This is a genomic window from Candidatus Pantoea floridensis (genome assembly GCF_900215435.1).
Lineage (GTDB): Bacteria > Pseudomonadota > Gammaproteobacteria > Enterobacterales > Enterobacteriaceae > Pantoea > Pantoea floridensis.
Genome location: NZ_OCMY01000001.1, coordinates 443,127 through 456,655, shown reverse-complemented (window position 1 = coordinate 456,655; position 13,529 = coordinate 443,127). Strand labels below are relative to the sequence as shown.

The 13,529-nt window shown below is 55.0% G+C and carries 16 protein-coding genes; 10 read left to right on the top strand and 6 right to left on the bottom strand.

Going from position 1 to position 13,529, the window contains the following annotated elements; genetic code table 11:
- Positions 1–17 precede the first annotated feature (17 nt).
- The 8 genes from rimK to rlmC all read left to right on the top strand — a co-directional run bounded on the left by rimK (position 18) and on the right by rlmC (position 7,737).
- Positions 18–920 carry a 30S ribosomal protein S6--L-glutamate ligase gene (rimK, locus tag CRO19_RS02210; protein ID WP_097094399.1) on the top strand — a complete coding sequence of 301 codons (903 nt, stop codon included), beginning with the start codon at positions 18–20 and terminating at the stop codon, positions 918–920.
- 87 nt (positions 921–1,007) lie between these two features.
- Positions 1,008–1,487, top strand: coding sequence for a YbjN domain-containing protein (locus tag CRO19_RS02205; RefSeq protein ID WP_097094398.1), 480 nt, complete (start codon positions 1,008–1,010; stop codon positions 1,485–1,487).
- Between the two features lie 372 nt (positions 1,488–1,859).
- Positions 1,860–2,969 carry a spermidine/putrescine ABC transporter substrate-binding protein PotF gene (gene potF / locus CRO19_RS02200; protein WP_097094397.1) on the top strand — a complete coding sequence of 370 codons (1,110 nt, stop codon included), beginning with the start codon at positions 1,860–1,862 and terminating at the stop codon, positions 2,967–2,969.
- A 114-nt stretch (positions 2,970–3,083) separates the two neighbouring features.
- Complete coding sequence (gene potG, locus CRO19_RS02195; RefSeq protein WP_176519190.1) at positions 3,084–4,217, top strand: putrescine ABC transporter ATP-binding subunit PotG; 1,134 nt, start codon at positions 3,084–3,086, stop codon at positions 4,215–4,217.
- A gap of 9 nt (positions 4,218–4,226) precedes the next feature.
- Complete coding sequence (potH, locus tag CRO19_RS02190) at positions 4,227–5,183, top strand: putrescine ABC transporter permease PotH (protein ID WP_097094395.1); 957 nt, start codon at positions 4,227–4,229, stop codon at positions 5,181–5,183.
- Positions 5,180–6,025: a putrescine ABC transporter permease PotI gene (potI, locus tag CRO19_RS02185; protein ID WP_097094394.1), complete on the top strand. Its 846-nt coding sequence runs from the start codon at positions 5,180–5,182 to the stop codon at positions 6,023–6,025. The genes potH and potI overlap by 4 nt, the downstream gene beginning before the upstream one ends.
- A 74-nt stretch (positions 6,026–6,099) precedes the next feature.
- Complete coding sequence (locus CRO19_RS02180; protein WP_097094393.1) at positions 6,100–6,567, top strand: YbjO family protein; 468 nt, start codon at positions 6,100–6,102, stop codon at positions 6,565–6,567.
- A gap of 48 nt (positions 6,568–6,615) precedes the next feature.
- Positions 6,616–7,737 carry a 23S rRNA (uracil(747)-C(5))-methyltransferase RlmC gene (rlmC, locus tag CRO19_RS02175; RefSeq protein ID WP_097094392.1) on the top strand — a complete coding sequence of 374 codons (1,122 nt, stop codon included), beginning with the start codon at positions 6,616–6,618 and terminating at the stop codon, positions 7,735–7,737.
- A 3-nt stretch (positions 7,738–7,740) separates the two neighbouring features.
- Here rlmC and artJ (CRO19_RS02170) read toward each other — a convergent pair whose 3' ends face one another.
- The 6 genes from artJ (CRO19_RS02170) to CRO19_RS02145 all read right to left on the bottom strand — a co-directional run bounded on the left by artJ (CRO19_RS02170) (position 7,741) and on the right by CRO19_RS02145 (position 12,247).
- Entirely contained in the window at positions 7,741–8,472 is a 732-nt protein-coding gene (gene artJ, locus CRO19_RS02170) for an arginine ABC transporter substrate-binding protein (protein WP_097094391.1), read from the bottom strand.
- A 128-nt stretch (positions 8,473–8,600) separates the two neighbouring features.
- The gene (gene artM / locus CRO19_RS02165; RefSeq protein WP_097094390.1) at positions 8,601–9,269 is read right to left on the bottom strand and encodes an arginine ABC transporter permease ArtM; all 669 of its coding nucleotides are present in this window, start codon (positions 9,267–9,269) and stop codon (positions 8,601–8,603) included.
- Positions 9,270–9,272: 3 nt separating this feature from the next.
- Positions 9,273–9,986 (bottom strand): arginine ABC transporter permease ArtQ, encoded by a 714-nt coding sequence (artQ, locus tag CRO19_RS02160; protein WP_007887649.1) that lies wholly within the window; start codon positions 9,984–9,986, stop codon positions 9,273–9,275.
- Positions 9,987–9,992: 6 nt separating this feature from the next.
- Positions 9,993–10,724: an arginine ABC transporter substrate-binding protein gene (artJ, locus tag CRO19_RS02155; RefSeq protein ID WP_097094389.1), complete on the bottom strand. Its 732-nt coding sequence runs from the start codon at positions 10,722–10,724 to the stop codon at positions 9,993–9,995.
- A 15-nt stretch (positions 10,725–10,739) separates the two neighbouring features.
- The gene (gene artP / locus CRO19_RS02150) at positions 10,740–11,468 is read right to left on the bottom strand and encodes an arginine ABC transporter ATP-binding protein ArtP (RefSeq protein ID WP_097094388.1); all 729 of its coding nucleotides are present in this window, start codon (positions 11,466–11,468) and stop codon (positions 10,740–10,742) included.
- A 239-nt stretch (positions 11,469–11,707) separates the two neighbouring features.
- Positions 11,708–12,247 (bottom strand): lipoprotein, encoded by a 540-nt coding sequence (locus CRO19_RS02145; protein ID WP_097094387.1) that lies wholly within the window; start codon positions 12,245–12,247, stop codon positions 11,708–11,710.
- Positions 12,248–12,355: 108 nt separating this feature from the next.
- Here CRO19_RS02145 and CRO19_RS02140 point away from each other — a divergent pair, with 108 nt between their 5' ends.
- Positions 12,356–12,676, top strand: coding sequence for a heavy metal-binding domain-containing protein (locus tag CRO19_RS02140; protein WP_097094386.1), 321 nt, complete (start codon positions 12,356–12,358; stop codon positions 12,674–12,676).
- A complete protein-coding gene (locus CRO19_RS02135; protein WP_097094385.1) occupies positions 12,676–13,500 on the top strand; it encodes an N-acetylmuramoyl-L-alanine amidase in 825 nt (274 codons plus the stop codon). The genes CRO19_RS02140 and CRO19_RS02135 overlap by 1 nt, the downstream gene beginning before the upstream one ends.
- The last annotated feature ends 29 nt before the right edge of the window (positions 13,501–13,529 follow it).

Sequence of the window (13,529 nt, the reverse complement as noted above, 5' to 3'; positions counted from 1 at the left end):
GCACAAGGAACTCTGCAATGAAGATGGCCATTCTCACCCGCGATGGATCGATTTATTCGTGTAAACGTCTGCGCGACGCCGCGGAAGAGCGTGGTCATCAGGTGCAGATCATCGATCCGCTCTCCTGCTACATGAATATCAACTCTGATTCCCCTGCAGTGCACTATCGCGGTGAGACGCTGGGACACTTTGATGCGGTGATCCCGCGTATCGGCACCGCCACCACTTTTTACGGCACGGCCGTTCTGCGCCAGTTTGAGGTGCGTGGCAGCTATCCGCTGAATGAATCGGTGGCGATCACCCGTGCGCGCGACAAACTGCGATCGCTGCAGCTGCTGGCGCGTGAAGGGATTGATATGCCGATTACCGGCTTTGCCTCCTCGCCGGATGATACCGATGATTTGATCGCCATGGTGGGCGGAGCGCCGCTGGTAGTGAAACTGGTGGAAGGCACGCAGGGCATTGGTGTGGTGCTGGCGGAAACGCGTCAGGCGGCGGAGAGCGTGATCGATGCTTTTCGTGGCCTTAACGCGCATATTCTGGTGCAGGAGTTTATCAAAGAAGCGCAGGGGCGCGATATCCGCTGTCTGGTGATTGGCCATGAAGTGGTGGCGGCCATTGAGCGCGAGGCGAAAGAGGGCGATTTTCGTTCCAATCTGCATCGCGGCGGCAAAGCCCGAGCGGTAGCCATTACTGATAAAGAGCGGGAAATCGCGGTGAAAGCCGCCAGCACGCTCGGCCTCGAAGTCGCCGGCGTGGATATTCTGCGTGCCCATCGCGGGCCGCTGGTGATGGAAGTGAACGCCTCGCCAGGGCTGGAAGGCATTGAGGGCATTACCGGTTTAGATATCGCGACGATGATGATCCAGTGGATAGAGCAGCATGCTTGCCCCGGCTATCGTCCTAAAACCGGCGGCTGACCTGCGCTTTTCAGCGGTTTTCGTGGCATCCAGATCGGTTTTTCCGTAAGCTAAGGCGCTCATTTCTTCACCCCACAGGATATAACGATGGATTCACTGGTCGTTCCGGACATTGACGTGCTGCGTCGCTGGCTGGATCAACAAAATATCACCTGGTTCGAATGCGATGCCTGTCAGGCACTGCACCTGCCGCACATGCAGAATTTTGACGGGGTGTTTGATGCAAAAATCGACCTGGTGGATAACGTTATCCTCTTCTCCGCGCTGGCAGAAGTAAAACCCACGGCGCTGATTCCGCTGGTGGGCGATCTATCGCAGATCAACGCCAGTTCGCTCACGATTAAAGCTTTCGTTGATATTCAGGACGACAATCTGCCGAAGCTGATTGTCTGCCAGTCGATCAGTACCACCGCCGGACTCACCTTCGGTCAGTTCTCGCACTTTATGAAGCAGAGTGAAGAGGGCGTTTCCATGGTGATTATGGAGGCCTTCGCTAACCACCTGCTGATTGTGGAAGAGGAAGAGGAGCGACAACCCAGCTCCAGCAGCCACGCGATGCTGCATTGAGTTCCCCGCCTCGCTAACTGCCGCTTTTTGCGGCAGTTTTCATTTTAGCCCCACCGCTTTTTATTCTGCACTTTGCCCTTTATTGCCAGATATTAGTCGTGCTTTATGCCGCTAATGCCAAACCCCATAGCAGAAACATGCATAACTTATCGCGAAAAGGCGTTTTTTAAGCTGGGATCTGGTGCGGTGGGTAAGGGGGGGCTATTCTTGCGGGGCTGCTTGGGACGTACCACTTCAGCACATGTATAGGTTTTTGCTATTAAACTCCCGCTGAATATTGATTCATTGTGTGCCTGTAATTTTTACAGAAAACGCAACGTTCGGATCGCGTGTATACAGCGTTGTAATGACCCGCTCAGGAGGAAGGAAAACATGTTCAACCAACGTCAAAAATGGTTGCCAGGTGTGGTTGCTGGTGTGCTGATGGCTGCGGCCGCTGGTGCTCAGGCAGAAGATAAAACGCTGCATGTATATAACTGGTCAGATTATATTTCGGCTGACACGGTGCCGAATTTTGAAAAATTGACCGGTGACAAAGTGGTCTACGACGTCTTTGATTCCAACGAAGTGCTGGAAGGCAAACTGATGGCCGGCAGCACCGGTTATGACGTGGTGGTGCCGTCGTCGAGCTTCCTGGCGCGTCAGCTGCAATCCGGTGTGTTCCAGGAGTTGGATAAGAGCAAGCTGCCGAATTACAAAAACCTCGATCCCGATCTGATGGCGAAAGTGGCCCAGCACGATCCGGGCAATAAATACGCGATTCCTTATCTGTGGGGCACCACCGGTATCGGCTACAACGTCGATAAAGTGAAAGCCGCACTGGGGGCCGATGCGCCAGTGGATAGCTGGGATCTGGTGCTGAAACCCGAAAATCTGGAAAAACTGAAAAGCTGCGGTGTCTCCTTCCTTGATGCGCCGGAAGAGATTTTCGCCACCGTGCTGAACTACCTTGGCAAAGATCCAAACAGTTCTGATGCGAAAGATTACTCTGGCGCCGCCACTGATTTGCTGTTGAAACTGCGTCCGAACATCCGTTACTTCCACTCGTCGCAGTACATCAATGACCTGGCCAACGGCAACATCTGCGTCGCAATTGGCTGGTCGGGCGACATCCTGCAGGCGAAAGATCGTGCCGATAAAGCCAACAACGGCGTGCATCTGGGCTACAGCGTGCCGAAGCAGGGCGCACTGGCCTTCTTCGACATGATGGCAATTCCAAAAGACGCGAAGAATCTGGACGCGGCTTACCAATGGCTGAACTACATCATGGATCCGAAAGTGATCGCTGATGTGTCCAATAAGATGAACTACGCCAATGGCAACAAAGCGTCGCTGCCGCTGATCAATGCTGATGTGCGGAATAATCCGGGCATCTTCCCGACGCCGGAGGTGATGGCGAAGCTGTTTGTGCTCAAGGTCCAGGATCCGAAACTGGATCGTGTGCGTACGCGCTCATGGACTAAAGTAAAAAGTGGTAAGTAACTCGTTCTGAACGAGTATTGCCTGAAGACGACGACAGAGGTGCTGTACTGGCCTCTGTTGTGCCATTTTTAGCGGCTGGCTGTGCCGCGCGATTGTAGCGCCGGAGAAATGTTAGTGAACGACGCGATTCCCCGCCCCCCAAATAAAACGGCTAAGGCGTTGACGCCGCTGCTGGAAATTCGCAACCTGACCAAATCGTTTGACGGCCAACACGCCGTGGATGATGTCAGTCTAACCATTTACAAAGGCGAGATTTTTGCGCTGCTGGGTGCCTCCGGCTGTGGCAAATCGACCTTGCTGCGCATGCTGGCGGGATTTGAACCGCCGACCAGCGGCCAGATTGTGCTGGATGGCCAGGATCTCTCGCACGTGCCACCCTATCAGCGCCCGATCAACATGATGTTCCAGTCTTACGCGCTGTTCCCGCACATGACGGTAGAGCAAAACATCGCCTTTGGCCTGAAGCAGGACAAATTGCCGAAAGGCGAAATCAATAGCCGCGTCGAAGAGATGCTGTCGCTGGTGCATATGCAAGAGTTTGCCAAACGTAAACCGCATCAGCTGTCGGGCGGTCAGCGTCAGCGTGTAGCGCTGGCGCGCAGTCTGGCGAAGCGCCCTAAGCTGTTACTGCTCGACGAACCGATGGGCGCGCTGGATAAAAAGCTGCGTGACCGCATGCAGCACGAAGTGGTTGATATTCTTGAGCGCGTTGGCGCCACCTGCGTGATGGTGACGCACGATCAGGAAGAGGCGATGACCATGGCGGGCCGCATTGCCATCATGAACCGCGGCAAATTCGTGCAGATTGGTGAACCGGAAGAGATTTATGAACATCCCACCAGCCGTTACAGCGCTGAATTCATCGGCTCGGTGAATGTGTTCGACGGGTTACTGCGTGAGCGTGGCGAGGATGCATTGATCATTGATGCGCCTGGTCTGGTACATCCGCTAAAAGTGCAGACCGATGTGTCCGTCGTCGATAACGTGCCGGTGCACGTTGCGCTGCGTCCGGAAAAAGTCATGCTGTGCGAAGAGGTGCCGGCCGATGGCTGCAACTTTGCCGTGGGAGAAGTGGTGCACATTGCCTATCTTGGCGATCTGTCGATTTACCACGTGCGTCTGCGCAGCGGCCAAATGATTAGCGCACAGCTGCAAAACGCCCATCGCTACCGCAAAGGCGCACCCACCTGGGGCGATGAAGTCCGCCTCTGTTGGGACGCCGACAGCTGTGTGGTTCTGACGGTTTAAGGGGGCGATATGAGCCAGATTTCTCAACGCAGCGCGCCAGAAGTGGTGGGCACGCCGCTGCAGCGCTGGGCCACACGCATTAAAATGCAGCACGGTCGCAAGCTGGTGATTGCACTGCCTTATCTGTGGCTGATTCTGCTGTTCCTGCTGCCGTTCCTGATCGTGCTGAAGATCAGCTTCGCTGATATCGCGCGCGCCATTCCGCCGTATACCGATTTGGTCACCTGGGCGGATGGTCAGCTCAATCTGGTGCTCAATCTCGGCAACTACTTTACGCTGACCGACGATCCGCTCTACGCCGATGCGTATCTGACGTCGCTGAAAGTGGCGGGCATTTCGACCATCATCTGCCTGATGATTGGCTATCCACTGGCGTGGGCGGTGGCGCACAGTAAGCCTTCAATGCGCACCATTCTGCTGCTGCTGGTGATCCTGCCGTCGTGGACCTCGTTCCTGGTGCGCGTTTATGCATGGATGGGGCTGCTCAACAACAACGGCATTCTTAACCGTTTCCTGATGTGGCTCGGCGTGATCGATCACCCGCTGGTGATTCTCTATACCAATACTGCGGTGTATATCGGTATCGTTTACTGCTATCTGCCGTTTATGGTGCTGCCGATTTATACCGGGCTGACGCGAATTGATTATTCGCTGGTAGAAGCCTCGCTGGATCTTGGCGCGCGTCCACTGAAGACCTTTTTTAGCGTGATTGTGCCGCTGACCAAAGGCGGGATTATTGCCGGTTCGATGCTGGTGTTTATTCCGGCGGTGGGCGAGTACGTGATCCCCGAACTACTCGGCGGTCCGGACAGCATCATGATTGGGCGTATTTTGTGGCAGGAGTTCTTTAACAACCGCGACTGGCCGGTGGCGTCCGCGCTGGCGGTGATCATTTTGCTGATCCTGATTCTGCCGATCATCTGGTTCCATAAGCATCAAAATCGTGAAATGGGAGAGAAGGAATGAGCCAGTTACCGACCATTCGCTCTCCGTGGCGCAGCGTGATTCTGGTGCTGTGCTTTATGTTCCTGTATGCGCCGATGCTGCTGTTGGTGGTGTACTCCTTCAACAGTTCGCAGCTGGTGACGGTGTGGGAGAGCTTCTCATTCCACTGGTACAACGTGCTGTTCCAGGATCAGGCGATGCTCGATGCGGTGGGGCTTAGCCTGACTATCGCCGCGCTTTCGGCCACCATGGCGGTGGTGCTTGGTACTATGGCGGCGGTGGTGATCGTGCGCTTTGGCCGCTTCCGCGGGCATAACGGCTTTGCTTTTATGCTGACGGCACCGCTGGTGATGCCGGACGTGATCACCGGCTTGTCACTGCTGCTGCTGTTTGTGGCGATGGGCAATACGCTGGGCTGGCCGAGCGATCGCGGCATGCTCACTATCTGGCTGGCGCACGTGACCTTCTGTACCGCTTACGTGGCGGTGGTGATCAACTCGCGTCTGCGTGAACTGGATCGCTCGATCGAAGAAGCCGCAATGGATCTTGGCGCCACGCCGGTGAAAGTGTTCTTCGTGATCACTGTGCCGATGATCGCACCCGCGATTGTTACCGGCTGGCTGCTGGCGTTTACCCTGTCGCTCGACGATTTGGTGATCGCCAGCTTTGTCACCGGCCCAGGCGCTACCACGTTACCGATGGCGATCTTCGCCACCGTACGTCGTGGTGTGAATCCGGAAATCAACGCCTTAGCTTCGCTGATTCTGTTTGTCGTCGGTTTAGTCGGTTTTATCGCCTGGCGCTTTATGGCGCACGAAGAAAAGCAGCGATTACGCGATATTCAGAAAGCAAAACGTGGCTGAACATCGTAACATTTGCCACCATAAGAACGGGCTGATTATTTCGGCCCGTTTTATTATGGTGACGGAGCTAAACCATGTCGGAAACCCTGAAAAACGGTTCAATGATTAACACTACGCCGGTGCCAGTGATGGTTGCGGGCTGCGCCATCATCATTACCCGCTGCCTCAGCGTGTTGATGCTGGCTAACGAACTGGGTTTCGACGAACTCGCCAACTTTGTGCATCGAAGCGCGCAAGCCTGGGATTCCACGCTGATTTTTATCGCCAGCCAGCTGATTTTCCTGTTTGAACTGCGCTGTGCCTTTACGCTGATGCGCGGCAGCAACCGCGGACGCTGGGGCTATGTTGCCACGCAAATCGTTGTGCTGATCTATATGTTGATGGCCTCCGTGGGGTGGATCTACCCGGAGATTTTTAGCATTCCCGGCGAAAGCAATGCGCAGATTATTCATCACACCCTGCTGCAAAAGCTGCCGGAGGTGCTGGTTCTGCTGCTGCTGTTTGTGCCTGCCAGCAGCCGCGCTTTTTTCCGAAACCGGTGATACAATCGCCCCCCATTTTTTCTCCCGATTCTGAATACAGGCCAAGCTATGCATTGCGCGCTTTATGATGCCGGCCGCTGTCGCTCTTGCCAGTGGCTGGAAAAACCCTACCCGCAACAGCTCAATGATAAGCAGTCGTTGCTGGAGCAGCTGCTGGCGGAAAGGCCAGTCGCCGAATGGCTGCCGCCGGTGGCATCCGGTCAGCAGGGGTTTCGTAATAAAGCCAAAATGGTGGTCAGTGGCAGCGTTGAGCGGCCCATTCTCGGCATGGTGGCGCGCGACGGTGAACCGGTTGATCTGTGCGCCTGTCCGCTCTATCCCGCTAGCTTTGGCGCGGTGTTTGAGGTACTCAAACCCTTTATCGCGCGTGCGGGTTTAACACCCTACAACGTAGCGCGCAAACGCGGTGAGCTGAAGTTTCTGCTGCTGACCGAAAGCACGCAGGGCGGCATGATGTTGCGTTTTGTACTGCGCTCCACCAGTAAGCTGGCACAGCTGCGTGCGGCACTGCCCTGGCTGCAGCAGCAGTTGCCGCAGCTGAAAGTCATCTCCGCCAATATTCAACCGGTGCATATGGCGATTCTTGAAGGGGATGAAGAGATTGCGCTGACGCCAGATCAGGCGCTGGCGGAAAAATTTAATCAGGTGCCGCTCTATATTCGCCCGCAAAGCTTCTTCCAGACCAATCCCCATGTTGCCGCGGATCTGTATGCCACCGCACGTGATTGGGTCGCACAGCTGCCGGTGAGCAGTATGTGGGATCTGTTTTGTGGCGTCGGCGGATTTGGTTTGCACTGCGCCACGTCTGAGATGCAGCTGACCGGCATCGAAATCAGCGCCGAAGCCATTGCCTGCGCGCAGCAGTCGGCGCAGCAATTGGGTTTGGAGAAGGTGAGTTTTGCCGCACTGGATTCAACGCAGTTTGCGACATCACGCGAAGCCGTGCCGCAGCTGGTGCTGGTCAATCCGCCGCGTCGCGGCATTGGTGCTGAGTTGTGTGCTTATCTCACTGAGATGGCACCCGATTACATTCTTTATTCCAGCTGCAATCCGGCCAGCATGGCGCAGGATATCGCGCGTCTGGCGGATTACGGCATTAGCCGCGTGCAGCTGTTCGATATGTTTCCGCATACCGCGCATTTTGAAGTGCTGTGTTTGCTCAGCAAATAACGCTTATTCCGGGAACCACTTCTGATTGATCTGCTGCCAGGTGCCGTTGGCCTTCAGCGCGACTAACGCACTATTCAGCTCGTTCAGCAGCGGTTCGTTGCCTTTACGTACCGCAATGCCTAAGCCGGTGCCGAAGAAGTCGGTATCGGTGATGTGCTCACCCACCGCACTGAGATCGTCATTGGCCTTCAGCCACTGATTGACCACCGCCGTATCACCAAACACGCCATTCAGGCGACCATTTTTCAAATCGAGAATCGCGTTTTGATAGCTGTCATAGGCCACCGCGATCACTTCAGGGTGTTTCTCCAGCAGGTATTTCTGATGCGTGGTGCCGTTCTCCACGCCGACGCGCTTGCCTTTCAGCTGGCTGAAGTCGGTGAACTGACCTTTATGGGCAATAACGATGGCGGAGTTAGCATAATAAGGCTGGGTGAAATCGACCTGCTTGCTGCGATCGGCAGTGATATCCATACCTGAAATTACTGCGTCATAGCGGCGGAATTTCAGCGAAGGAATCAGGCTATCAAAGGCGTTGTTGGTGAAGGTGCAATCCGCTTTCATTTGCTGGCACAAGGCTTTTGCCAGATCGATATCAAAACCCACAATCTGGTTGTCGTGATCGAGGGATTCAAACGGCGGGTAAGTTGCGGAAGAGGCAAAGCGGATTTTTTCGGCCGCATAAGCATTCATTGCCAGAGTTGCCAGTGCAGCAGCAACGATCCATTTTTTCATTATATAACTCCTGTAAACCATGCCAGAGACGGAACGGGTTACACGATGCCAGTAAATGAATTTGTATGCAATATTTTTGCTTAAAGATATCATTGGGCGGGTGCGTTAATTTGCACCCGCTTGGTACATCAGTTGCGGCGTTCAAACGCCAGCGCGCGCTTCTCTACCAGGCGCATCATCAGCGTCAGCAAACCGTTAACCACCAGATAGATCAGGCCCGCGGCAGCGTACACCGAGATATCGTAGGTGCGGCCATACAGCAGCTGCCCGTGCCCCATCACTTCCATCAGCGTAATGGTGTAAGCCAGTGAAGTACTTTTAAACACCAGCACCACTTCGTTGGAATAAGACGAAAGGGCGCGCTTGAAGGCGTACGGCAGCAGAATACGCAGCGTGTCTTTGCGATTCATTCCCAGCGCAGCGCAGGATTGCCATTGACCGGATGGAATGGCGCGCACCGCACCGTAAAACAGCTGGGTGGTGTAGGCGGCACTGTTAAGCGACAGCGCCAGCAGCGCACACAGCCAGGGTTGTGACAGCAGATGCCACAGCCACGGAATATTCTGGATGCTGGGGAACTGTCCGGGTCCGTAATAAATCAGGAAGATCTGCACCAGCAGCGGCGTGCCGGTAAACAGCGTGATATAGCCTTTCACCAGCCAATTCAGTATCGGGACTTTGAGTGCCAGTACAATGGTGCACAGCACGGACAGTACCAGCGCAGCAATCAACGAGGCCACGGTCAGCGTTAGGCTGGTATGCAGCCCTTTAAGCAGCTCGGGTAAATAATCCAGCATGCGTTAGGCCCCCCGCTCGAAACGCGTGGTGCGCAATTCAATACGGCGCAGCACTGCCTGACTGAACAGGGTAATAATCAAATAAATCGCCGCCGCCACCAAATACCAGGTAAAAGGTTCTTGCGTGCGCGTGGCAATGCTTTTGGTTTGTAGCATCAAATCGTTAACGCTGATCAGCGAGACTAACGCCGTATCTTTCAGCAGCACCAGCCATTGGTTACCGAGGCCAGGTAAGGCGTGACGCCACATCTGCGGCATAATCAGGCGCAGAAAAATTGCCGATTTTTTCATGCCGAGCGCCTGGCCCGATTCCCATTGTCCTACCGGCACCGCTTTAAGCGCGCCGCGCAGGGTTTGTGACGCATAGGCGGAATAGAGCATCGCCAGCGCAATCACGCCACACAGGAAGGGACTGACGTCGAAGTTCTCGATCTGCACCTGCACCGGGATGTTGAACAGGCCAAGATTAATGTGGAAGCCATCGGACAGGGTGAGCAGCAGCTGTGATGCACCGAAATAGATAAACAGCACCACCAGAATTTCCGGCAGGCCACGAATCAGTGTCACCAGGCCAGTACCAATCCACGCCAGCGGTTTCCAGCGCACCGATTCCCAGCCAGCAAAAATCATCGCCAGCACAAGGCCGGCGATCAGTGCACAAACGGCAAGGCCGACGGTCATGCCGGCGGCGCTTGCGAGTGGAATCATTTCATTCATTTGAAATTACTGCTGGAACCATTTGCTGTAGATGGTTTTGTAAGTGCCGTCCGCTTTGATCTTCTCAAGCGCGGCGTTGAACTTGCCCTGCAGCTCCGTGTTGCCCTGACGCACGGCAATGCCCAGGCCGGTGCCGAAGTACTCTTTGTCGGTGACTTTCTCACCCAGCGGTGCAAGATTGGTGTTCTGTTTTAGCCACTCATTCACGACGGCAGTATCACCGAAGACGGCATCGATACGGCCATTTTTCAGGTCCAGCACCGCATTCTGGTAGCTGTCGTAAGGAACGACGGTGATGTCGCTGTGCTTGTCAGACAGGTATTTCTGATGCGTGGTGCCATTCTGCACGCCAACACGTTTGCCTTTCAGCGCGGCTACGTCTGCCACTTTGCCTTTCTGCGCGATGAAGATGGCAGAGTTATCGTAGTAAGGCTTGGAGAACAGCACTTGTTTTTCGCGGTCTGGCGTGATGTCCATTCCGGCCATCACCGCGTCAAAACGACGGAATTTCAGGCTCGGAATCAGGCTGTCGAAGGCCTGGTTAGTGAAGGTGCAAGTGGCATCCATCTCTTTACATAGCGCGTTCGCCAGATCGACGTCAAAGCCCTGAATTTTGTTATCGGAATCGACAAACTCAAAGGGAGGATAAGAAGCCTCAGTAGCGAAACGCAGCGTCTGCGCAGCAGAAGCGCTCAGGCTCAGACCAGCAAGTAATGCAGCAAGTACAACTTTTTTCATTAGAAGCATCCTGACTTAATGCGAAAGATAATTAGCAAACGCGTCGGTTTGCGGCTGTGTAAAGTGGCTGGCATCGCCTTGCTCAACAATATGACCGTTTTCCATGTACACCACGCGGCTGGCGGTTTTACGCGCCACTTCCACTTCATGTGTCACGATCACTTGCGTGATGTTGGTCTGTGCCAGCTCACGAATAATGCTCACGATCTGGGCGGTGATTTCCGGGTCGAGCGCGGCAGTTGGCTCATCGAACAGCAGCACCTGCGGCTCCATCATCAGCGCACGCGCAATGGCGACGCGCTGCTGCTGACCGCCAGAAAGGTGCAGCGGAAAGCGATCGGCATAGGGCGTCAGACGCAGGCGATCCAGCAGCTTTTCAGCACGCGCACGCGCGGCATCCTTGCTGAGGCCGAGCACGCGGCAGGGCGCTTCAATCAGGTTTTGCACCACGGTAAGGTGCGGCCACAGATTGTATTGCTGAAACACCATGCCGACATTCTGGCGCAGTTCACGAATGGCGCTGTCAGAAGGTGGCTTGGCGAAATCGAATTGGTTACCGGCAATGTGCAGGCTGCCAGAGCGCGGCTGCTCCAGCAAATTAAGGACGCGCAGGAGCGAACTTTTACCCGCGCCACTCGGGCCGAGCAACACCAGCGTTTCTCCCTGCGGACAAGCCAGGTTGATATCGAACAGTGCCTGGTGGGCACCGTAAAAACAGTTTATGGCGTTTAGTTGAATACTCATGCGCAAAAAATGAATAGTAATTAGTGTCGTGAATCTTAACGTCACCAGAATAGTTATGCAATTGCGGTGGGTTAAAATTTATTTAACAGCAGTAAAACTCCCAAAGGGTAGCACATTATCGCGCCACTCACGGTGGGTAAGGGCTGAGGAGGCGAATGTAGTTCACAAAATATAAACAAAAAGCGCCGCAAGGATGCGGCGCGCTAATCATTAGAACTGAGTGCTGGAAAAGTGAACGACTACTTTTTCGCTTCCAGCAGCTGCGTCAATGAACCGCCATTGACGTGCGGTACATCACTGACATAACGCACATCATCAACCACCCAGCAGGTGCCTTCGTGGATCATCAGTACTTCGTCATGCCACTTTTTATCGTCGCGACTCAAATCCACGCGCAGCGGGATATTGCGCGCGTCGCGATTAGGAATGGTAGAGGCGCTGGCCACATCGGCCGACGTCGGGCCTTGCGCGAGGCTGGAGAACAGGTCGCCGCTGGTCCACGCCGCCGGTTTCGGGTTCTGGCTGCTGGCACTCAGCAGTTTCTGATACAAACGATCGCTCAGGTAAGGGCGGTATTTCGCCAGCTGGGTGCTATCTGGTAAGCCCTGTGTTGGCTGGCTGACGCGTAAATCGTAGAACTGCTGCGCCACGCTATCCGGGCCGCCATCAATACAGGCCGCGGTGCGCGGGCCATTATCCTTAATGACCGGTTCTACGGTGGTACAAGCACTTAGCAGCAACGCCGCGGGAATAAGCAGCGCAAAGGCATGGGTTCTCATCTCGATTTCCTTATTGTTCACTGGCAAAGCGCCATTTTTAGCATAGAGTATAGCCTTGCTTTTACGCCGTAAGAGCTATAACTCGCTGATTCAGAAAAGGAGAAGTTGATGAAGTTTTCCACTACGCCAACGCTGGAAGGGCACAGCATCAGTGAATATTGCGGTGTCGTCGCTGGTGAAGCGATTCTGGGGGCCAATATCTTCCGCGACTTCTTCGCGGGTATCCGCGATATCGTGGGTGGACGCTCGGGGGCTTACGAAAAAGAGTTACGCAAAGCGCGGCAGATCGCCTTTCAAGAGCTGGAAGAGCAGGCCAAAGCGCTTGGCGCCAATGCGGTGGTAGGTATCGATATTGACTACGAAACGGTAGGTAAAGAAGGCAGCATGTTGATGGTGAGCGTTACTGGCACAGCCGTGATTATTCGCTAATGCGCGGAGTGGTCCTGCTGGTGATGGCGCTATTGTTGAGCGCTTGTCACTCATCGATTGAAGCGCGTCACGGGTATTGGGTGGATACCGCTCATCCAGCCCAGGGCGCGCGGCCGCGCATTAAAGTGGTGGTCATTCATTACACCGCTGAGGATTTTTCCAGTTCACTGGCAACGCTGACCGATCGTGAAGTTAGCGCGCATTACCTGATTCCGCAGCATCCTCCGCAGAAAAAAGGCCAGGGCGTGATCTGGCAACTGGTGCCGGAGAGCCAGTTAGCCTGGCATGCGGGGCCCAGCTTCTGGCGCGGCGCAACGCGCATCAATGACACCTCGATTGGCATTGAAATGGTTAATAGCGGCTACCGCCGTACCTTAACGGGGTTACAGTGGCAGCCTTTCACTCCGACGCAAATCAGTGCGCTGGTGGCGCTGGTGCAAGATATCACTCAGCGCTACGGTATCACGCCGGAAAATGTGGTGGGTCACAGCGATATTGCGCCGCAGCGCAAGCAAGATCCGGGGCCACTTTTTCCCTGGCAGCAGCTGGCGGAACATGGCCTGGGTGCCTGGCCAGAGCCCGGAACGGTAAAGCGTTATCTGTATGGTCGTGCAGCGGAAGACGCAGTGGATCAAGCAGAATTACTGGATGCACTGCAGCGCTATGGTTACGACGTCTCGGCAGCGACAACGCCACAGATGCAGCGCAAGCTGATTGCGGCGTTTCAGATGCATTTCCGCCCGCGTGATTATCGCGGTAGCGCCGATGCCGAAACCCTGGCGATTGCCCGCGCGTTATTAGCGAAGTACGGTGCGGCGCAGTGATGTAGTGCAAGGGGCGCCATCATTGGCGA